The organism is Streptomyces sp. JLBJ103, from assembly GCF_058215575.1.
Window position 1 is genome coordinate 7,450,715 of record NZ_CM177089.1, and the last position, 19,580, is coordinate 7,470,294.

Annotated in this window: 24 protein-coding genes; 13 read left to right on the top strand and 11 right to left on the bottom strand. The window is 70.9% G+C overall.

Annotated features, from left to right (window positions below; genetic code table 11):
- Window positions 1-71: 71 nt before the first annotated feature.
- Window positions 72-1,313 carry an aminotransferase class V-fold PLP-dependent enzyme gene (locus AC4BEG_RS32195; protein ID WP_490703184.1) on the bottom strand — a complete coding sequence of 414 codons (1,242 nt, stop codon included), beginning with the start codon at window positions 1,311-1,313 and terminating at the stop codon, window positions 72-74.
- A 250-nt stretch (window positions 1,314-1,563) separates the two neighbouring features.
- On the opposite strand from AC4BEG_RS32195, the gene AC4BEG_RS32200 reads away from it, so the two are divergent.
- From AC4BEG_RS32200 to AC4BEG_RS32235, 8 genes are all read left to right on the top strand, one after another.
- Window positions 1,564-2,265, top strand: a complete 702-nt coding sequence (locus tag AC4BEG_RS32200) for a FadR/GntR family transcriptional regulator (RefSeq protein ID WP_490703185.1) — start codon at window positions 1,564-1,566, stop codon at window positions 2,263-2,265.
- Between the two features lie 228 nt (window positions 2,266-2,493).
- Window positions 2,494-2,670, top strand: a complete 177-nt coding sequence (locus AC4BEG_RS32205) for a hypothetical protein (protein WP_490703186.1) — start codon at window positions 2,494-2,496, stop codon at window positions 2,668-2,670.
- A complete protein-coding gene (locus AC4BEG_RS32210; protein WP_490703187.1) occupies window positions 2,667-3,152 on the top strand; it encodes a monovalent cation/H+ antiporter complex subunit F in 486 nt (161 codons plus the stop codon). Before AC4BEG_RS32205 ends, AC4BEG_RS32210 begins: the two co-directional genes overlap by 4 nt.
- The gene (locus AC4BEG_RS32215) at window positions 3,145-3,414 is read left to right on the top strand and encodes a hydrogenase subunit MbhD domain-containing protein (protein ID WP_490703188.1); all 270 of its coding nucleotides are present in this window, start codon (window positions 3,145-3,147) and stop codon (window positions 3,412-3,414) included. Before AC4BEG_RS32210 ends, AC4BEG_RS32215 begins: the two co-directional genes overlap by 8 nt.
- Window positions 3,411-4,169, top strand: a complete 759-nt coding sequence (locus AC4BEG_RS32220) for an MnhB domain-containing protein (RefSeq protein ID WP_490703189.1) — start codon at window positions 3,411-3,413, stop codon at window positions 4,167-4,169. The genes AC4BEG_RS32215 and AC4BEG_RS32220 overlap by 4 nt, the downstream gene beginning before the upstream one ends.
- Complete coding sequence (locus AC4BEG_RS32225) at window positions 4,166-4,513, top strand: sodium:proton antiporter (protein ID WP_490703190.1); 348 nt, start codon at window positions 4,166-4,168, stop codon at window positions 4,511-4,513. The genes AC4BEG_RS32220 and AC4BEG_RS32225 overlap by 4 nt, the downstream gene beginning before the upstream one ends.
- The gene (locus AC4BEG_RS32230) at window positions 4,510-6,315 is read left to right on the top strand and encodes a complex I subunit 5 family protein (protein WP_490703191.1); all 1,806 of its coding nucleotides are present in this window, start codon (window positions 4,510-4,512) and stop codon (window positions 6,313-6,315) included. The genes AC4BEG_RS32225 and AC4BEG_RS32230 overlap by 4 nt, the downstream gene beginning before the upstream one ends.
- A gap of 137 nt (window positions 6,316-6,452) precedes the next feature.
- On the top strand, window positions 6,453-7,133 hold the full coding sequence (locus tag AC4BEG_RS32235; protein WP_490703192.1) for a UdgX family uracil-DNA binding protein: 681 nt from the start codon (window positions 6,453-6,455) through the stop codon (window positions 7,131-7,133).
- A gap of 68 nt (window positions 7,134-7,201) precedes the next feature.
- Here AC4BEG_RS32235 and AC4BEG_RS32240 read toward each other — a convergent pair whose 3' ends face one another.
- Window positions 7,202-7,939, bottom strand: coding sequence for an SDR family oxidoreductase (locus AC4BEG_RS32240; protein ID WP_490703193.1), 738 nt, complete (start codon window positions 7,937-7,939; stop codon window positions 7,202-7,204).
- 248 nt (window positions 7,940-8,187) lie between these two features.
- Between AC4BEG_RS32240 and AC4BEG_RS32245 the strand changes: the two genes are divergently transcribed.
- Window positions 8,188-8,634: a cupin domain-containing protein gene (locus tag AC4BEG_RS32245; protein WP_490703194.1), complete on the top strand. Its 447-nt coding sequence runs from the start codon at window positions 8,188-8,190 to the stop codon at window positions 8,632-8,634.
- An 11-nt stretch (window positions 8,635-8,645) separates the two neighbouring features.
- On the opposite strand, the gene AC4BEG_RS32250 is transcribed toward AC4BEG_RS32245, so the two are convergent.
- On the bottom strand, window positions 8,646-9,059 hold the full coding sequence (locus AC4BEG_RS32250) for a DUF6640 family protein (RefSeq protein WP_490703195.1): 414 nt from the start codon (window positions 9,057-9,059) through the stop codon (window positions 8,646-8,648).
- Between the two features lie 73 nt (window positions 9,060-9,132).
- Complete coding sequence (locus AC4BEG_RS32255) at window positions 9,133-9,621, bottom strand: luciferase domain-containing protein (protein WP_490703196.1); 489 nt, start codon at window positions 9,619-9,621, stop codon at window positions 9,133-9,135.
- A 154-nt stretch (window positions 9,622-9,775) separates the two neighbouring features.
- On the opposite strand from AC4BEG_RS32255, the gene AC4BEG_RS32260 reads away from it, so the two are divergent.
- Window positions 9,776-10,159, top strand: a complete 384-nt coding sequence (locus tag AC4BEG_RS32260; protein WP_490703197.1) for a winged helix-turn-helix transcriptional regulator — start codon at window positions 9,776-9,778, stop codon at window positions 10,157-10,159.
- Between the two features lie 40 nt (window positions 10,160-10,199).
- On the opposite strand, the gene AC4BEG_RS32265 is transcribed toward AC4BEG_RS32260, so the two are convergent.
- Both AC4BEG_RS32265 and AC4BEG_RS32270 read right to left on the bottom strand, forming a co-directional pair.
- Window positions 10,200-10,640 (bottom strand): DUF3592 domain-containing protein, encoded by a 441-nt coding sequence (locus tag AC4BEG_RS32265; RefSeq protein ID WP_490703198.1) that lies wholly within the window; start codon window positions 10,638-10,640, stop codon window positions 10,200-10,202.
- Between the two features lie 183 nt (window positions 10,641-10,823).
- On the bottom strand, window positions 10,824-11,360 hold the full coding sequence (locus tag AC4BEG_RS32270; RefSeq protein ID WP_490703199.1) for a hypothetical protein: 537 nt from the start codon (window positions 11,358-11,360) through the stop codon (window positions 10,824-10,826).
- A 122-nt stretch (window positions 11,361-11,482) separates the two neighbouring features.
- Between AC4BEG_RS32270 and AC4BEG_RS32275 the strand changes: the two genes are divergently transcribed.
- Entirely contained in the window at window positions 11,483-13,261 is a 1,779-nt protein-coding gene (locus AC4BEG_RS32275) for a regulator (protein ID WP_490703200.1), read from the top strand.
- Between the two features lie 13 nt (window positions 13,262-13,274).
- On the opposite strand, the gene AC4BEG_RS32280 is transcribed toward AC4BEG_RS32275, so the two are convergent.
- Window positions 13,275-13,766, bottom strand: a complete 492-nt coding sequence (locus tag AC4BEG_RS32280; protein ID WP_490703201.1) for a DUF6083 domain-containing protein — start codon at window positions 13,764-13,766, stop codon at window positions 13,275-13,277.
- A 224-nt stretch (window positions 13,767-13,990) separates the two neighbouring features.
- Complete coding sequence (locus AC4BEG_RS32285; RefSeq protein ID WP_490703202.1) at window positions 13,991-14,644, bottom strand: LysE family transporter; 654 nt, start codon at window positions 14,642-14,644, stop codon at window positions 13,991-13,993.
- 101 nt (window positions 14,645-14,745) lie between these two features.
- On the opposite strand from AC4BEG_RS32285, the gene AC4BEG_RS32290 reads away from it, so the two are divergent.
- Both AC4BEG_RS32290 and AC4BEG_RS32295 read left to right on the top strand, forming a co-directional pair.
- Entirely contained in the window at window positions 14,746-15,663 is a 918-nt protein-coding gene (locus AC4BEG_RS32290) for a LysR family transcriptional regulator (RefSeq protein ID WP_490703203.1), read from the top strand.
- 75 nt (window positions 15,664-15,738) lie between these two features.
- Window positions 15,739-16,413: a class I SAM-dependent methyltransferase gene (locus AC4BEG_RS32295; protein ID WP_490703204.1), complete on the top strand. Its 675-nt coding sequence runs from the start codon at window positions 15,739-15,741 to the stop codon at window positions 16,411-16,413.
- Here AC4BEG_RS32295 and AC4BEG_RS32300 read toward each other — a convergent pair.
- The 3 genes from AC4BEG_RS32300 to AC4BEG_RS32310 are packed head-to-tail and all read right to left on the bottom strand — an operon-like array spanning window position 16,394 to window position 19,580.
- Complete coding sequence (locus tag AC4BEG_RS32300; RefSeq protein WP_490703205.1) at window positions 16,394-17,497, bottom strand: class I SAM-dependent methyltransferase; 1,104 nt, start codon at window positions 17,495-17,497, stop codon at window positions 16,394-16,396. The genes AC4BEG_RS32295 and AC4BEG_RS32300 overlap by 20 nt on opposite strands.
- Complete coding sequence (locus AC4BEG_RS32305; RefSeq protein WP_490703206.1) at window positions 17,494-18,708, bottom strand: glycosyltransferase; 1,215 nt, start codon at window positions 18,706-18,708, stop codon at window positions 17,494-17,496. The genes AC4BEG_RS32300 and AC4BEG_RS32305 overlap by 4 nt, the downstream gene beginning before the upstream one ends.
- Window positions 18,705-19,580, bottom strand: a complete 876-nt coding sequence (locus AC4BEG_RS32310; protein WP_490703207.1) for an alpha/beta fold hydrolase — start codon at window positions 19,578-19,580, stop codon at window positions 18,705-18,707. Before AC4BEG_RS32310 ends, AC4BEG_RS32305 begins: the two co-directional genes overlap by 4 nt.

Sequence of the window (19,580 nt, forward strand, 5' to 3'; positions counted from 1 at the left end):
CGACCTTTCCGTGGATGACGGCCGCGCTGGCAGCGGCTTCGGGGACAGGGGTGTGGGCATGCCGTGCTCCGCTAGCGCCCGCTGTGGTGCCCGCGGGTCGAAGCGGCCCACTCGCCGAGGACGGGGACGCAGGACTCGGCGAAGTACTCGTAGTCGGCGGCCGTGTTGTAGACATGTGCGGACAGCCGCAGATACCCCACGCCGCCGAAACTGGTGAAGGCCGACTCCACGCCCAGCTCCCCGGCGACCCGGTCGCGCAGGGCGTCGGCCTCGACGCGGGTGGCGGCCAGGCCCGCGGGCAGCCGCACCAGCCGCATACCGGGGACCGGCATACCGACGTCCACGGTGCCGCTGACACCGGTCAGCCCGGCGAACGCGGCGCCGACGACCCGCTCTGCGTAGCCGGCCAGGTCGTCCATGTACCGGCGGGCGGTCTCCCAGCCCCAGGTGTGCTCGATGAAGTCGAGCGCCGTCGGTGCCGCGAGATAGCTGGTGGCGTCCAGCGTGCCCTGCTGGTCGAAGCGGTCGGGGTACGGATCGGCGGCGCTCCACGAGTCGATCAGCGGGTGGAGCTCCTCACGCAGCGGGCCACGGGCGACCAGCGCCGCGGTGCCGCGCGGCGCACAGCCCCACTTGTGCAGATTGCCGACCCAGAAGTCGCAGGTCACACCGGAGAGCGGGGCGGCGATCAGGCCAGGGGCGTGCGCACCGTCCACCAGCAGCGGGATGCCACGCCGCCGGGCCTCGGCGCCCACCCGGTCCACCGGCATCCGGCGTGCGCTCACGGAGGTGATGTGGTCGAGCACGATGAGGCCCGTGGCCTCGCTCAACTCGGCCACCACCGCCTCGTACGCCTGCTCCTCGTCCGCTTCCAGCGGCACTTTGGCGGTGCGCACCCGGCCGCCCCAGCGGCGTGCCAGCCGCTCGGCCCCCATGGTGACGGCTCCGTAGCCGTGGTCGGTGACGACGATCTCCCCGCCGGGGCGTGGGTCGAGCGCGGCGTAGACGGTGCTGATACCCGCGCTCGCGTTCGGCACGAGGGCCAGGTCGCCGGGGCTGACCCGCAGGAAGGCCGCGAGTTCGACCCGGGTGTCGGCGACACGTTGCGGCAGCGCCGGGAACCACACCACCGGGGAGCGGTCCATCTCTTCGCGCAGCTGGTTCTGCCGCTCCTGCGCCACGAGGGGGACCGCTCCGAACGAACCGTGGTTGAGATGCCGCAGGGCGGGGTCCAGCGACCAGGCCCGGGCGGCGGGCCGGCCGTCGGCAAGCAGCAGGGGGCGTGGTGCGGTGGTGACCTCGGTCTCGCTCACGTGTCTCCCCATTCACAGGACCCGTGCCTCGTAAGACAACAGATCGCGACCAGGACATGTATGATGACTCCGGCATGTTGGCACAGGGGTTTAGCTCAAACAAGAGGTGTGCACGGCCAGTCATCAGATGAATTTCGGTCGATGCCTGTAGGTCATCTGATGACTTCCGATGACTGGTGACGTCCGCTGAATCGCTACAGTGCACCGAGGCCGGTCGGCGAGGCCATCGGCCGTGGCAGGGAGGAATCGGATGTCAGCAGTCGACAAGGCGTTCCACGGCCTACGGCACATGATCGCGTCGGGGCGCCTCAGCGCAGGCGAGCGCATCCCGCCCGAGGCGGACCTCTGCGAGGAACTGGGCGTTTCCCGGGGGCCGTTGCGCGAGGCCGTGCGGATGCTCGCCGCCCTGGGAGTGGTCGAACCGCGCCATGGCTCCGGCACCTATGTCTCCCCGCTCAGGCCGGAGGACATCATCGGCAGCCTCTCGCTGACTCTCGAACTGCTGCCGCTGACCGGCCTGCTCGAGGTCTACGAGATCCGGCGGGTGCTCGAGGCCCATGTCGCGGCGAAGGCAGCCGCCCGTGCCACCCCGGAGACGGTGGACACACTCTTCTCCCTCATCGAGGCCATGGAGGCGACCGAGGACGCCACCGAGGCTTCCGAGCTCGACCACCGCTTCCACGCCGAGATCGCCCGGACCGGTGGCAACCCGACCCTCGTCTCCCTGCTCGCCGTCTTCCGCGCCCGATCCCGCAAATACCAGGTCTTCAACCTCCCCGATGGCCCTGACCTGCGGCGCAAGAGCGACGAGGACCACCGTGTACTGGCCCATGCCATCGCCGACCGGGACCCCGGCGCCGCGGCGGGCGCCGCCGAGGCCCACGTCGCCCAGACCGAACGGTGGCTGCGCGCCTATATGCCGCCCATCGAGGAGAACAACATCCCCGACTGAGCCACGTCCGCAGGGGCTGTCGCCACGACGATTACGTCGGCCGGGACGCGTCGCGCGGCACCCGTAGGGTGCGTTGGCGGGGAGACGCCAACGGACCCTGGAGACGCCACGGACCCTACATCGGACGCACCTCCGACGGGGGTAATGCGCGGCGCGGTGACGGAGGCCGCGGCGCCGTGCATGTGAGCCTGAGGGCCGGGTACCCGGCCAGCGGGAGGTGCGTAGACGGTGGCGCGACGGCTGATGGCGGGCACCGAACTAGTCGGCTGGTGGGGCTCGTTGACCCTGCTGTGGATCGTGTTGATCGGCCCCGTGGACTCCCTGGAGTGGCTGGTCGGCGCCGGTGCCGGACTGGTGTCGGCCGCTGCCGCCCTCGGTGCGCGGCGAGCGGCCGGTGACCGGTGAACGGCTGGATCGCCGCGGGCGCCGCACTGCTGGCCTGCGGAGTGGCACCGGCCGCTGGGTGCGCGGCCACCGGCCCGGTCCGTCGCCGGGTGCCCGCACAGAACCTGACGTGCACCCTGCTGTCCCTGGTCTTCCTCCTGCTGGCCCAGGGCTTTCACCGCACGGCCTACACCGACACGGCGCTGGTGCTCTCGGTGCTCGGTCCGGCAGGCACCCTGCTCTACGCACGGTTGCTCGCCGATGAGTTGGCGGACCGTCCGCCGGGGCCGCGGGTGCTGCGTACGGTGACCGGGCTGAGCTACCTGGTGGTCCCGGCGGTGCTGCTGCCTCTGTGCCTCATCACCGGCCCCGGCAGGGCCATGGTGAAACTCCTGGTCATCGGCGCCTTGTTGGCAGGCGGCAGCTGGAGTGCGGCCTGTGCGGTGAGCGCCGCCGCCGGACACACGATCGGTGCACCCGTGGAAGGAACGGACGATGGCTGACGATCTGCCGTTGCTGCTCGGGCTGCTGCTGGTGGCAGCGGCCGGGACCGGCACCGTCCTGGCACGCGACCCCGTGCGGCAGTCCTTTGTGATGTCACTGTTCGGCCTGGCCCTCGCCACCCTGTTCCTGCTGCTCCAGGCGCCCGATGTGGCGCTCTCCCAGCTGACGGTCGGTTCCGCGCTGACACCGCTGATGGTGCTGCTGTCCGTGCGCAAGGTGCGTCGCAGGGCCCGCGGCGAGCGACGGAAGGAGCGCGAGTGAGTATGCGGACGCGGCTGTGGGTCCTGGCCCTCGGGGGCCTGGGCACGGCGCTGCTGTACCTGCTGGCCTGCCGCGATCTGCCCGCGTTCGGGGGACTGTGGCACCCCTACGGTGACCGGGCGGTGCACGCCGCCCTCACCCGGCACACCGCCAACACCGTCTCCTCGGTCAACTTCGACCAGCGGTCCCTGGACACCCTCGGCGAGGAGTCCATCCTCTTCGGCGCCGTCCTGGGCACCGTCGTGCTGCTGCGGCAGACCCGCGACGAGGACCGGCTGCCCCCGCGGCCGGTCCGGGTGGCCCCGCCGGTGCGCCGTTACGCCCTGCTCGCTCTGCCGGTCACGCTGCTGATCGGGCTGTATGTCGTCGCCCACGGCCAGCTCAGCCCCGGCGGCGGCTTCCAGGGCGGCGTGGTGGTGGCGACCTCGCTGCACCTGCTCTACATCGCCGTGGACTACCGGGCGCTGGAGCGGATCCGTCCCGTCGGCTTCTACGAGGTGGCGGATGCCGCGGGCGAGGCCGGGTACCTCCTGCTGGGCGCGACCGCGCTGCTGACCGGTGCGGCCTTTCTGACCAACTTCCTGCCCTACGGCACCTTCAACACCCTCGCCTCCGGCGGCACCGTTCCGCTGCTCAACGCCGCCATCGGCGTGGAGGTCGCGGCCGGTGTTGTCGTCCTGCTGGCGGGCTTCCTGGACCAGGCCGTGGAGATCGAAACCGAACCACAGGACACCGGGGCGGAGGGTGAGCGATGAGCGTGCTGCCGTATGTGATCGCGGGGTGGCTGTTCCTGATCGGCTGTTACGGGCTGGCCACCAGTCGCAACCTCATCCACGCGGTGGGCTGTCTCTCGGTCTGTCAGTCCTCCACCTATGTGCTGCTGCTCGCCGTCGGGTACCGCAAGGGCGGCACCGCCCCGGTCTTCTCCGACCTCACCCCCGGCTCACGCCCGGTCGTCGACCCCGTTGTGCAGGCCCTCACCCTCACCGACATCGTCATCGGGGCGACCGTCACCGCACTGCTGCTCTCCCTGGTCGTCCAGATCGCCAAGCGGCACGGAACGGTGGATCCCGATCAGCTCTCGGAGCTGAGGGGATGACCGCCGCGCGGCTCCTGCCACTGATCGTGGCCGTCCCGCTGTTCGGGGCCGCGGCACTGGTCGGAGCGGGACGGCGGCTGCCGCGGCCCGCCGCCGAGCTGCTGGCCTGCCTGTTCGCCGCGAGCGCCGCCACGCTCGCCCTGTGGGCGGCGGCGGCCACCCCCTCGGCCGTCGCGCGGCCCGTCGAGTGGGTGGGGGGCTGGCGGCCGCACAACGGGGCGAGCGTCGGCATCGTCCTGGTCAGCGACCATATCGGGCTCGGGCTCGCCACACTGGTGTCGCTGCTGGTGCTGGCCTCGCTCTGCTACGCCTGGCGGTACTTCGACGAACCTCCGCGCGGCCATGCCGGTTCCTACCCCGGGCTGGTGCTGCTCTTCCAGGCGGGCATGTGCGGCTTCGCCCTGACCGGCGACCTCTTCAACGCCTTCGTCTTCTTCGAGCTGATGAGCGTGGTCGCGTACGCGTTGACCGGCTACCACGTCGAGGAGGCACGGGCCGTTCAGGGTGGCCTGGTGTTCGGGATCATGAACTCCCTCGGCGGCTATGCCACGCTGACGGGCATCGGCCTGCTGTACGCCCGCACCGGCGAACTGGGCCTGGCACAGATCGGGCGGGCGCTGGACGCTCACGCCGACGGCGGCCCGGACGCGCTGGTGATCGCCGCCTTCGCCCTCGTCGCCACCGGACTGCTCGTCAAGGCTGCCGCGGTGCCGTTCCACTTCTGGCTCGCCGACGCGCACGCGGTGGCGCCGACCCCCGTGTGCATGCTGCTGTCGGGTGTGATGGTGGAGCTGGGCGTGTACGGGACGGCCCGGGTCTACTGGACCGTCTTCGCCGGACCCGGCGGCATCCCCGCGCCCGACGCACACCGGGCCCTGCTGGCCCTGGGTGTACTGACGGCCGTAGTGGGCGCGGTGATGTGCTGGCAGCAGCGCCACCTCAAGCGGTTGCTCGCCTACTCCACGGTCGCGCACACCGGGCTGTTCCTCATCGGCCTGGCGCGGCTCACTCCGGAGGGGACCGGCGGAGTCATCCTGTATGTGCTGGCACACGCAGGCGTCAAGGCGGCGCTGTTCGCGTGCGTGGGGATCCTGCTCGACCGTTACGGCAGTGTCGACGAGCACCAGCTGCACGGCAGGAGGCGGGAACTGCCGTGGGTGGGGGCGATGTTCGGGTTCGGCGGGCTTGCCCTCGCCGGGCTGCCCCCGTTCGGCACCGCGCTGGGCAAAGCGGTCACCGAGGAGGCCGCGGGAGGCTGGGCCACCGCGCTGTTCGTGCTGGCCTCGGCGGTCACCGGCGGCGCGGTGCTGCGCGCGGGCGGCCGGGTGTTCCTCGGGCTCGGCACCCGCCCTCCGGACGCCCCGGAAGAGACGACCGGCGAAGCGGAAGAGCCGGAGAGCCGTGGCGGGCCGTTGTCGCGGATCCCGGACTCGATGCTCGCGGTACCGGCCGTACTGCTCGCCGGGGCGCTGGCGGTGGGCCTTGTCCCCGCTCTGCGCACCGCTGTCGGCCACGCCGCGGACACCTTCACCGATCACCACGGCTATCTCACCTCCGTGCTGTACGGCCGTGCCGTACCGCTCGTGCCCACCCCCGCACCACACTGGACGGCGGCCGGTGTGCTGGTGGGTCTGCTGGCCGGCGCCCTGGCCGTGGCGGTCGCCCTGCTGGCCGTACGGCGCGCCGCGGCGGAACCGGCCCGCTGGTTCATCCCGCTCCGGCGGCTGCACTCCGGCCATGTGGGCGACTACGTCGCGTGGTTCCTGGCAGGCATCACCCTCCTGGGAGCCCTGCTCGCCTGAGCTCTCGGCCACCCTGTGCCGTTCCTCCGGTCGTGGCCCTCTGCCGGTCGTCGCGTGAGGAGCTCCCCGCGTTCGGGAACCCGTGGGTCGGGTACCGGGCAGGCCGGTCGCCCAGCACCACGAGGAGGTGGCCCGGTATGGGGCAGCCGTACGACGCCACCCCGTATCTGCCCCCGCGCGGAGGACTCGCGGCGCATCGGCGAGCCGCGGCGGATTGTCAGGGCTGCCCGCTGTTCGAAAGCGCGTCACAGACCGTGTTCGGAGCGGGCAGCCCCTCGGCTCGGCTCATGCTCGTCGGCGAGCAGCCGGGCGACCAGGAGGACCGCCAGGGGGAGCCGTTCGTCGGGCCTGCCGGTGGTCTGCTGAGGAAGGCACTGCGGGAGGCCGGTCTCGACGAGGCGCAGGCGTATTTCACCAACGCGGTCAAGCACTTCAAGTTCACCATCGCGCCACGGGGCAAGCGCAGGATCCACAAACCACCCAGTCTGCGGGAGGTTTCGGCCTGCCGACCCTGGCTGAACGCCGAGTTGCGCCTGATCGGCCCGGAGGTGGTGGTGGCGCTCGGCGCCACCGCGGGCAAGGCGTTGCTGGGGCCGTCCTTCCGGGTGACGAAGGACCGGGGCACGCTCATTCCGCTGCCCGGCGAGGGGGCATCGGGGAGAGACGGCGCTCCGGCCCCGGCTGTCGAGGCAGGGGGGTTTGTTGTCCCGACACTCCACCCTGCGGCGGTGCTGCGTGCCGAGGATCGCGAGGCACGGTACGCGGGCCTCGTATCGGACCTCCGGCTGGCGGCCCGGGCGCTGGCTGACGGGCCTTAAGGCCGGTGTGGACGTCACGCCGGTGTGGGACGCCGCGGGCTGCTCCTCAAAGATCTACCGGACAGCGCCTAAGAGTGCTTGAGCCATTCCCGGTAGTGCGTGGGCGCCAGGTCGGCGCCCTCCGGCGCGGTGAGCACGTCTCCCGAGATCACACCGAACATGCCCGCCTGGTCGTCGGTGACCACACGGCGACCGTCGGGCCGGGCGTCCAGCGTGATCCGGCCCAGCTCGTCGAGCGGGAACACCTCGGGGCCGCCGATGTTGCGGATGCCCCGCAACGGGGGGCCGGAGGCGGTATCCGCGACCGCGGCGGCGATGTCGGCGGCCGCCATCGGCTGCACGGGGGTGGACGGCAGCCGTACGATGTCGCCGTCGGTCGTCCAGGACATGATCGGTTCGATGAACTCGAAGAACTGCGTGGCCCGTACGATCGAGTACGGCGTCGGCCCCTTCGCGAGAGCACTCTCCTGGATGGCCTTGGCCCGGTAGTAATCGAGCTGGGGCACCTGGTCCACGCCGACGATCGAAAGAATCACCTCGTGGCGTACTCCGGCCTCCTCCGCCGCGATTCCGATGGTGTTCATCGATGTTTCGAAGAATTCGATGGAGGAGGCGTCGAACGCGGGGGAGTTCGTCAGGTTGATCAGCACTTCGGTGCCCGAGAGGGCCTCCTTCAGGCCCTTGCCGCTGAGCACGTCGACCCCCGTCGACAGCGAAGCCGGTACCACCTCGTGTCCGGCCGCTGTCAGGAGCTCGACCACCTGGGCGCCGATCCGGCCGCTTGCCCCCAGGACTGTGAACTTCATGACGCACCCTTCGTCGAGTGTTCGGATTCCTGAGGCGTCCGATTCCCGAGGCGTCGGCATCCCGGCGGCTCCGGAGGGGAATCCGTCGCCTGACACCACGGTACGCCCGACAGTGCGACGGCCGCAGCGTGGCCGGTCGGAGGCAGCCACAAGGGGTGGCCGGTACGGATGCGCAGTAGTGTTGCGTACGAAGCCTGTCCGCTCCGGCGCTCGGCGCCGGACCGCGGCGCCCGGACGGAGGTGGCGTGATGGCGAACGACGAGCCGACGGTCCACCCTTCAGCGAACCAAGGGCATCGATCGGAGGCATGGAAGTCCGCTCTCACGGTGATCCAGGAGGCGAAAACACCTGTCGTTCCCGAGGGTGCGCACGCCATGACCGTGGTGGTCGAGTTCCCGCCCGGAGACCCTGGCACACCACCCCACCGTCACTTCGGACCGGCCTTCGGCTATGTGCTGGAGGGGGAGATGCTGTTCGAGCTGGAGGGAGAGCCGGAGCGGGTGATCCGAGCGGGGGAGGCGTTCTGGGAGCCGGGAGGCGATGTGATCCACTACCAGGACGGTAACCATCGCACGGAAGTACCGGTCCGGTTCCTCGTCACCATGATGTGTCTGCCCGACAAACCCATGCTTGTCCTCGTCGACGAGAAGGAGCTGGAGCAGCGCAAGAACAGGCGTGCGCCCCGGCCGTCCTGACGGCGGCGGTGTCAGGCGATCCGGTGTTCCAGCCGTCGGGATTCAAGGAAGTACGCCAGTGCGTTGAGGGCCAGCATGGTGCCGGCGAGAGCCGGTTGGATGGGCGGAACCCACTCGCCGTCGACGAGGGCGGTACCGGGGTAGGCGATGGCCGACAGCTGGGTGATCCAGTACAGCGACTCGGTCACCACAATGACCTGGACCAGAGAGCGCGTCCAGGCGCCCCGGTACACCCACAGCAGATACAGGCCCAGCAGGCCGAGCGCGGCGCCCATGCTCATCGTCTGGGCGTTGTGGAACTTCGCGTGCGGCGGCCAGTTGGGGTTGTAGATATGGGTTTCGTTCCAGTCCGCGAGGTAGGCACCGGTCAGGGTGACCAGTGAGGTGAGGGTCAACAGGACCTTTCCAGGGGTGATTTTGGGCATGGGATTTGCTCCGCGGGGTGTGAGTGGTGTGATGTGAAGGGGGGCTCGGAGACCCGGCGTTGAGGGGGGCGGCTCAGGCCGCGGCAGGCCCGGCGGCCGGTGCGTGACCGGTGGCGTACCGGTAGGAAGCGGCGATGACCTTCTTGGCCACTTCCACCTCCGCCTCGTCGCGCGGCGCGTAGAACATCACGACATTGGCGCCACGGTCGTAAAGCGGGTGCTTCTCGCCCCACCCGGAGGCCAGGAACGCGGCGTGGTCGGCCGGATCCAGCGCCAGGTGCAGGCTGCCGTCGGCGTGCAGATGCGCGAACTCCGCGTCTCCGTGGGGCAGGAACAGCCGGGCGCCGGCGGCCGGTGCGACATCGTTGAGGAACACCGCCCACGTGGTGGGGACGGAGATCTCGCTGCGGCCGGGGACGGTGCCGGGGAGCGCGGTACTCATCCACTGCCGCAGCGCTTCCTTGATCTGCGGCGGGCTGGTCTGGGTGAACTGGAGATGCGGGACCTCGGGCCCGGTCTCGGGCCGGTCACCCGCACGCGCGGGCAGTGCCGGGAACGTCATCGTGGTGCCTCCTTCGGCGGAGCGGTCCGGCTCACTGCCGGGCCGCTTGCTGACACCACCACGCTAGTATCCTTCGTATAGTGGTTTCCCTCAGGAAAGTGCCCCCTGACCGCTGAGCACGGGGAGGGCGGACGAGAGCGAAGGGAAAGATGCCGTGACCGACCCGGCGCAGGAGGCGTGCCCGATCAACCCAGTGGTGGAGCTGATCTTCAGCCGCTGGACCACCCCGATCCTGTGGGCCCTCGAACACCACGGGCGCTCGCGCTTCAACGAACTCCAGCGGCTCCTGCCGACGATCACCCCGAAGGTGCTCACCCAGCGCCTGCGTCAGCTGGAACGCGACGGCCTGATCATCCGCACGTACCACGCCGAGATCCCGCCGAGGGTCGAGTACACCATCAGCGACCTGGGCCGCACCCTCGTCCCCGTCTTCGACACCATCGCCGACTGGTCCGACGCCCACCTGCCGCAGGTCGTCACCGCCCGCCAGGCCTATGACACGGCCCGCGCGGAGGAAGAGGCCTGGGCGGAGGGCTGAGGAGGGCTTCCGCTGCCGCTCGGCATGCCCTGCGCCAAGCTCAGAACGCCACCATGAACAGCTTCACCGACAGGATCGCCATCCCCACCACCACGAAGAGCGCCCCGAGCCCGATAGCGGACCAGTAGTGGCCGAGACCCATGCCCTCGGACGGAAGTGTCGAGTGGGAGGGGTCCGCCGGGTCGTAGACCACCGCGACCCGGGTACCGGGGCGAACGGTCTTGTCGAGGGGGCGGGCCATATTGCCCTTGGTTTCCATGGGTTGGTTGTCGACTGTGGTCCAGGCGACCACCGGGGCGTACACGGTGGTTCCCCAGCTTCGCAGCGTGGTCGTGGACTCCGAGCCGTGGCCGCTCAGCTGCCGGGATTCCAAGCGGCTCACCACGCCCTCCGTCCTCACGCCCCGCTGGAGCAGACTCCGAACCTGCCGGAGGGCGAGGAACATCACCAGGCAGAAGGCGCCGCCGACCAGTATGAACACCGCTGACAGGATCCAAGGGACAAGGGAAGGTGACATGGACCGGAGCCTATCGCCGGGCGGCCCCAGCTCCGGCTCCACAGAATCCGGTCGTCGGGAGCGATTGCGGTGGGGACGGCCCCTCGTGGGCTCGGTTATCGCCCGGCCCGGCACGGGAGTTATCAATCCAAGAGGCGCAAGCCGCTTTCATCCGGCCATGGTCTCCGCAAGGTACGCGATGCTTCCGACAGCAGTCCCATACCCGGGGACGGCAAGCAGTGGCCAGGGCACGGGGCGCGGCACGAGCACCCGCACATGGAAACCGAAGTCCCGGTACTCTGGCATGCCTTCCGTGCCGGGCAGCACCATGAAGCGAGGCTGGATCGTACAGAACAGCCACCAGTCCAGCACCAGCAGGTCGAAGAGGGTGAGAGCCAGGAAGCAGATCGTGCCCAGCACAAACGGAGGCCAGAAACCGAGTGCTCCGTCCACGCGCCGGTGCAGCGCGTGGACGCCGGCGACCGGCACGGCGACGAAAGCCAACAGGTTCACCAGGCCGGCTGCGGCCGCCGCGCGCTTGCCCCGCGCGCTCTGCGTCCCGTACCGCTCCCGTATGGCCTGCGGATAGTCCGGTAGCAGAGCGTCGGGGGCGACCAGCAGCGAGCCGATGACGCTCCCGCTGAACAGTGTCACAAGAATCGTGGCGCAACCGAGGCTGATTCCCAGTAACTCCCCAACACTCATGGGCCGGAGGATACAGCAAGGTTAGGGTTGCCTAACTTATTCTCGGGGGTGGGCAGTACTTCGGCGGTGCTCCGGGGGCGGGCAAGATGGTTGTCGTGGATGGGTCGCGGGAATTTCTGCCAATGGGTAACGAGATCAACGGTGGTGTCTTCTTCGGTGCGGTGATCCAGGGGCGGACCGTGAACGTCAACCTGCCCCAGGTGATCACTCCGGCGCTGGCCGGCCTGCCCCCGGTCTCGGCTGTCTTCACGGGCCGCGACAAAGAGATCAGCGACCTGCTTCAGGTCCTTGAGCCCGGCTCGCCGCGGACGATGTCGGCCGCGGTGGTGGCCGGGCTGGGCGGGATCGGCAAGACGGAGCTGGTCGTGCAGGCTGCCATGTGCGCACTGCGCAGGGAGGATTGGTTCCCCGGCGGGGTGTTGTTCGTGGACATGCTCGGCTACGACCCCGAGCGTCGACTCTCGCCCGAACGGGCTCTGGACGGTTTTCTGCGCGCACTGGGAATACCGTCGGAGGTCATACCGACGGATCTGCAAGACCGTTCGCGTCTCTATCGCAGTGCTCTGGCTGCCCTCGCGGACGCGGGACGCCGGATCCTGGTCGTGCTCGACAACGTTTCCAGTGCTGACCAGTCGCGCCCGCTCCTGCCCACCGACGGCGTCACCGCGACCGTCCTCACCTCTCGTGACACTCTGGACCTCGGTGCCCGCCTGTTCGATCTGGACGTCGTCGATCAGAAAGCTGCGATCGGCATGCTGGAGGGAGTTGTGTGCGAAGCACGTGGCCCCCGTGATACCCGCGTACGAGATTCGCCGGCTGACGCCGCCGCGATCGCCCGGTCATGCGCGGGTCTGCCACTGGCGCTGCGGATCGCCGCCGCACTTCTGGCCGACAACCCCGCTCGCCCGCTGTCGTCCCTCGCCCAGGCCCTGACAGCGCAGCATGTGCGCCTGAACCGGCTGCGCAGGCAAGAGCGGGCCGTGAGGGGCGCGTTCGACCTGTCGTACCAGCGCCTCGATCCCGTCCACGCGCGGTTGTTCCGACTGCTGTCACTCAACGCGGGCCCCGACATCTCCACCGAGGCCGTGGCCCGCCTGGCCGACACCGATCAGCACGAGGCCGAAGAACTTTTACAGGACCTGGCCCGCACCCACCTCATCGAACCCGGACGTACCTGGGGACGCTGGCGGTTGCACGATCTGGTGCGCCTGTACGCGGAAGAGAACGGAAAAGTCCACGCCGTCCCCGACGACCGCGAGGACGCCCAGACGCGCCTCCACCGCCACTACTTCCACACCTGCGTGATGGCGGTCAGTCGTAGGGGGCGTTTCTTCCGTGCGGGGCGGGCCTTCAGGGTCAAAGGAGCCAGTACGCGTTTCACCAGCCCGGGTGAGGCCATGGCCTGGCTCGAGGCCGAACACGTCAATCTGGTTGCCACGACCACCGCCGCGCGGCAGCTGGGCCCCCGTGGCGTCAGCGTCCCGCTCGCCTGGGCTGTCGGCCAGTACCTCACCTCCAGGTGGCACTTCGACGATTTGATCACCATTACCCGGACCGTGCTGGCCATCTCACATGACCCGGACGGCTCGACGGTCAGATCGGCCCGCGTTCTGGCGCTCCTCGGCCGCGACCTCGAACACCATGGCAGCCACGAACGGCGCGACATGCTCCGTGACGCCTTCGACGCCCAGACCCGGGCTCTGGCCATCTACCGCGAGCACAGCGACCGCGGAGGCGAAGCCTGGACCCTGGTCAACCACAGCCGCACGCTCCACGCGGGCAAGCGAATCGCCGAGGCATACGAGGCATTGGACCAGGCTGAGGCGATCTTCCATGCGTTGGACGATCAGCAAGGCATGGCCGAAGTGCGCTGGGTCAGTTCGTGTCTGTCGAGCCGGTGACAGGCTTGCGTTGTCATCCTCTGCCGGTCAGGAGGGTCGATGGCTGGTGTCGCCGCCGGTTCTCGTCCCAGATGACGCCGAAGACCGGTGCCAGGTGATCGGGGCGCGGGTTGACGGGGCAGACGAGGGCGTGCCGGATGCGGCAGTTGGGATGGGCAGGCAGCCGCGTGGCCCAGTTGATGGCTCGCCCGTCCGAGGCGATGAGCCAGCGTTGCCCGTCGGGCACGCTCTTCACCGGTAGCGGGATGCGGGGCTCGAGGAGTACCCAATGGTCGTAGCCGGTCATGAACCGGTCTTGTGGTCGGCCGCACTCGCGGCACAGTGGCGCTGCGGGTGGCGCCGGCGCGTCGGCGCCCTCGGCGATGGCCTGGTCGTGGTCTTCGAGAGCCTGGACGATCTCCCAGCACAGGTCGCACAAGGGCCCGTGTGGTTGGCCGCGGTTGGTGACGCCACCGCCCACGGCGGGACAGCGGCGGCATACGTGTGGTTCGTGGAAGCCCCCCATGTGGGCAGCGTGCGGGGGGCTGTTGCGTTCGGCGAGGCGGCTTGTCGGCCTTTGTCGCTGAGGGCGGTGCTGCTGGTGGGGCGGTGGTCGCCCCGGCGGGTGCTGGAGGGCTCACCCGGGCTCAGTGGTTCTGGCCGAGTCCGGGGTCTTGCCGGGCGGCCCGTGGGGTGACTCCCGCTCGCGCGACCGGTCGAGGGCAGGGAGCCGCATGGCACGGCGGTGGCTCAGCCGGGCAGCAGCAGACCGACCGCCAGCGCCGCGACCACCACCGCGGAGGCCAGGGCGGCAACGGCCCGCCCCCGTGGGCCGGTCAGCGTTCTGCCCAGTGCGGCTCCACCCGCGGCCAGGAACAGCTGCCAGCTCACGGAGGCGGTGATCACGGCGGCCACGAAGGCCGCTTGGCCGGAGAGGCCGGTTCCGGTGCCCGCGCCTCCGGCGAGCACCAGCGCGGAGAAGTAGATGACCGCCCAGGGGTTCACCAACGTCAGGCCGAGGAAGGCGAGATAGGCCCGGACGGGACGGCCCAGGACGTTCCGCTCCGGGCCGGGCGCGGCGTCCCGGTGCCGGTGGCGCCATGCCCGTACGGCGGTCCGTGAGGCCATGCCGAGCAGAATGACACCGGCGAGTGCGCGCAACGGGCCCGCCACGGGGGCGACGGTCCGTGCGACCGCGGCGCCGCCGACCACCGCGACCAGGGCGTAGCAGCCGTCGGCGGTGCCCACCCCGAGGGCGGCCGCGGCGCCGACCCGGAACGACGTCCGGGCGGTCACGCTCACCAGGAGCACGGCCAGCGCACCGACGGGCACGGCCAGCGCATAGCCCGCCCACAGCCCCGGCAGAAACGACTCGGTCAGCAGCTCGGTCAGCGTCTGGGACATGCCCTCAGCATCGGATGCCACCATTGTTCGGGTCCATCGAATGTTTGTGTACGGAACCGTGCGGCATCACCGTACGATCCGCGCCACCTACGATCGGCCGTATGATCGACCCCCGGTTGCAGACTCTCCGTGTCCTGCACGAACAGGGCACCGTCACCGCCACTGCCCAGGCGCTGCATCTGACTCCCTCCACGGTTTCCCAGCAACTGCGCCAACTCGCCGCGGGGCTCGGTCTGGAGCTGTTGGAGCCGGCGGGCCGCCGGGTACGGCTGACGCCTGCGGCGCTCGCACTGCTCGGGCATGCGGACGCGCTGTTCGCGCGCTGGGAGGAGGCCCTCGCGGATCTGGCCGGGTATGCCGACGGGGTGGCCGGGCGGCTGCGGATGACGGGGGTGGCGACCGCCATCACGGGGGTGCTGGCACCGGCGGCGGAGCGGCTCGCCCGCGAAGTGCCCAGGCTGGAGGTGGAGATCGGAGAGGATCCGGGCGAGAACCGTTTCGATCTGCTGCTGGCGGGCCGGGCGGACATCGCCGTCGTGATCCCGACGCCGGGCGGCCCGCCGCCGGACGATGCGCGCTTCACCCAGCGGCCGGTTCTCCAGGAGCCGCAGGATCTGCTGGTGCCGGCCGGGCACCCGTTCGCCGCGCGGGCGGCGGACGGGGTGACGCTGGCGGAGGCCGGCGAGGAGTGCTGGATCCGCGCGGGCGATCCGGCCGACCAGCATCAACTGCTGCTGGCCGCCTGCGCGGCCGCCGGTTTCACCCCACGATTGCGGCACAGCGCGGTGGAGTGGGCCGCGGTCGTGGCCCTGGTCGCCCATGACTGCGGAATCTGCCTGCTGCCGCGACTGGCTCAGGTGCCGGACGGCTACCGGGACCGGGTCGTACGGGTGCCGCTGCGCGGGGAGCCCGTTCCGGTGCGGCGGTTCGTGGCGGTCGTACGGCGCGGCAGTGAGCACCGGCCCCCGATCGCCCGCGGGCTGACGGCGCTGCGCGCGGCCGCGGGCGCCATGCGGTAGCCGGTGCCGGTGGCGACCGATCTCGAGGGCCGCGCTGCCCGTAGCGGACGTCCCCTGCGCATAGGGTGCCGCTTTGTGGACAACGACATACCCGATGAGCGGTTGCTTTCCCTGGACAGCACCGCGGGATACGGCGACGCGGCCGAGTCCCTTGCCGAGCAGTACGAGAGCGTGACCTTCGCCGAGGTGCACCGGGAGGTACTGCACCTGTTTCCGGCACACCCCAGCTCGGTGCTGGACATCGGAGCGGGCAGCGGACGCGACGCGGCGGCACTGGCCGCGCGGGGACACCGGGTCGTGGCCGCGGAACCCACCGCCGAACTCCGTGCGTTGGGCCGACGCATCCACGCCGACAAGGAGATCGAGTGGATCGACGACGCCCTCCCCGAGCTGCCCGCCCTGAGTGTGCGCGCATCTCGATTCGACCTGATCCTGCTGACCGCGGTGTGGATGCACCTGGACCCGCCGCAACGGGCGGCGGGCATGGCCGCCCTCGTCCGTCTGCTGGGCGCCGGGGGACGGGTGATCCTGTCGCTGCGTCACGGCCCCGTTCCGGCCGGACGCCGTATGTTCCCCGTCTCCGCGCAGGAGACCGTCGCTCTCGCCGAAGCACACGGCTTGGAGGTGCTGCACCTCGCTCACCGCGAGGACCCGCACGCCCGCGAGGGAGTGTCCTGGACGACGCTGGGACTGCACCATGCACCGCCGAGCCTCCAGGAGGCGACACCCGTCAGTCGCGGCGTGCGATGACCCGATAGGCGTTGGCCAGACGGAGGTGGCCCGCCATCGGCTTGATCAGCAGGCGGTCCAGCGTGGTTGCGACGATCAGCGCGGGCACCCCCGCGAGGAGGATGGCGGACCGGGTCAGCCAGCGCAGTCGTCCCGGCCGTTTCTCCAGCCACGGGGCGTCCTCGGGCGGGGCGACCGCGTTCAGCAGCAGCCACACCGCGCCCAGCAGGTCCACCGTGTCGTGTGGTTCGCGGTGCTGCTCCACGACCACGGTGAAGCCCAGCCGGGTCAGCTCCGCGCGGAGATTGGCCACCGGTACGAAGTGCAGATGCTGGGGCTGTAGCCAGGGCAGCCACCAGCGGCCGAAGAGCCGCGCGAACAGGCACTGCGCGTCGGGCACCTCGATCAGCAAATGGCCGCCGGGCCGCAGCACCCGTTGTGCGGCCCTCAACTCGGCGCGGGGATCCGTGCTGTGCTCCAGGTAGTGGTACATGCTCACCGCGTCGTACCCCTGGGCCAGTTCCTCGGCCAGTTCGGTGAAGGCGCCGCGGATCGCCCGGTCCACCCGCCCCGCGCGCTTCGCCAGCTCCACGCCGTCCGTGAAGTCCAGCCCGTCGAAGGACGTACCGGGGAAGACCACGCGGGCCGCCTCGCAGAAGTGGCCGTGTCCGGTGCCGACGTCCAGCCAGTTCCGGGGTGATGGGGCGAAGCGTCTCAGGGGTTCGGCGCGCTGCCGGTAGGTCTTCCCCTTCCCGGCGAAGATATTGCCGAGGTCCCGCTCGCCGAGCCCGTCGTAGAAGTCCCGGTAGTAGTACTCCAGGCCCGCCGCGCTGAGTCTGGGGTTCTGGAAGACATGTCCGCACGCCCGGCATACGTCCAGGGTGAAACGGCCCGGCTTGCGCTGGAAGCGGTCGACCGTGCGCAGCCGACGCCGCAGCCGGTCCGAGCCGCACCACGGGCAGTCGGGGCGGCGCGGTTCGAAGAACCGCTCCGTGCCCCGGGCCGTATCGGCCAGATAGCGCGGTCGCAACGCGGTGACGAGTGCCGCGCGATCGGCGCGAGCCGACCGCTTGCCGTGCTCGGCGCCCTTGAGGGTGTCGCTCATCGCTCCTCCTCGGTGATCCGGTGGTCCCCGGCCGCCGGGTCCGCCAGATGTTCCAGATGCGTGGCGGCGGCCGGGGCGCCGCCCGCCGTGTGGAACGACGCGCTGACGCGCTCGGCCGCCCCCCGGTAGCCGGGCTGCCCGAGTACGGTGTCCAGCGCCGCGCACAGCTGGGACGCCGTAGCCCTCCCGAAGCGCACCCGCACCCCGGCCCCGGCTTCGACCACCTGCGCCGCCACCACCGGCTGGTCGTCCCGGATCGGGGCCACCACCAGCGGGACGCCGTGCCACAGCGCCTCGCACACCGTGTTGTGCCCCGCATGGCAGATGACCGCGTCGGCCCGCTCCAGCAGGGGGAGTTGGGGCACGTACGGCAGTGCGAGCACATCGCGGTCCGCCGCGGTGTCCGGGTCCGGTGTGGCCGCCGGATCGACGATCACCATCTGGAGACGGTCGGCGCTCCGGCGCCCGGCCGTGCGGCACTCCGCGAGGAACCGCGCTCCGGCGCCGGCGTTGGCGGTGCCCAGGGAGACCAGTACGGTGCGGCGCGCGGTGTCCAGCCAGTCCCAGGGGAAGTCCGGTTCGGCCGGGCGGGCGGCGACCGACGGGCCCACGAAGCGGATCCGCGCACCGCCCCGCCCGGTGGCCCGGCCCGCCAGTTCCTCGGTGGTGAACGCGAGGACGAGGTGCGGCGAGAAGCGGGGATCGGCGGTGCCCCGCTGATCCCCGATGCGCCCGCGCAACTCCTTCAGCAGTCCCTCCAGCCACGCGTCGACCTTGGGCATCCCGTCGAGCGCACCGCTGAACTCGGCCGAGGTGGTGGCCGAGGTGGCCCACCGCACACCTCTCCGCTCCGCCACCAGACCACCGGCGACCGTCTGCTGGTCCGCCACCACCACATCCGGACGGAACCGGGCCACCGCCCGCTCCGTCCCCGGGGCCATCTCCTCCGCGAGCGGCACCAGGAACCGCTCCCAGAGGAACTTCAGCGCGCCCGGACCCCGGATGTCCGGCGGCCGGCCGGCGCCGCCCGCGCCGAGCCGGATCCCCGCGCAGGGGAAGACGGCCGCCCGGCCCCCCGTCAGCGGCTCAAGCACCTCGGGGAGGCCCGCCCAGGCCACCTCATGGCCCCGCGCGGCCAGTTCGGCGCCCACCCCGAGAGTGGGATTGATGTGTCCGACGAGCGGCGGCACCACGAACAGGAACCGGCTCACCGGACGTTCGCCCCCGCCGCCACCGGACCGCGGCCGAGCCCGGCCCCCGGTACCGGGAGCGGTGGTGTGCCACCGGGGTCGAGCAGCCACCACAGCAGCAGGTCGAGCAGCGGCCCCGGCGCCTCGGCAAGGACGGAGTGGCCCTGGCCCGGCAGGACGACCGACTGGGCACCGGGCAGCAAGGACTCCAGCCACTCCCCGGCCCCGGCGAGCTCGGACTCGGCGCCGTACACCGCGAGCACCGGACACCGCACCGAACGGACCTGCTCCGCACCGCGGGTGCGGCTGCCCGGCACGTCCCGGGCGATGGTGGTGGCCCGCACCAGACGGGCCGCCGACCGCGCCAGCCGTGCCGTGTGCGCCCCGCGGTGCGCGGTGATCCAGGCCATCGACTCGGCCTCGTGCTCGATCAGTTCGCCGACCATCCGGCGGAAGATCCCGTCGATCTCCGTGGCCCACGACGCGGTGGCGGGCTTCGCCTCGATCGCCACGAGCCCCGCGACCCGTTCCGGGTGGCGGATGGCGTACTCGAAGGCCACCGTGCCACCGAAACAGTTGCCGACCAGATGGACCGGACCGGTGATCTCCAGCCGGTCCAGCAGCCGTTCCAGATCGGTGACGAACGACTCCAGTTGGTAGCCGGTGGCCGGGCGACGGCTGCGCCCGTGGCCCCGGTGGTCGTACATGACCACATCGAGCCCGGCGGCGGCGAGGCCGGGTGCCACGGTGAAGTAGTAGCTCGCCAGGCTGTCGGTGAGCAGTCCGTGCAGCAGCACGGCGGTGGCGGCGGCCGGGCGGCCCGCGGGCGGGGGCAGCCGCTGGACATGGAGTTCGATACCGTCGCGGGGGCCGCCGGTGTGGACCATCGCCAT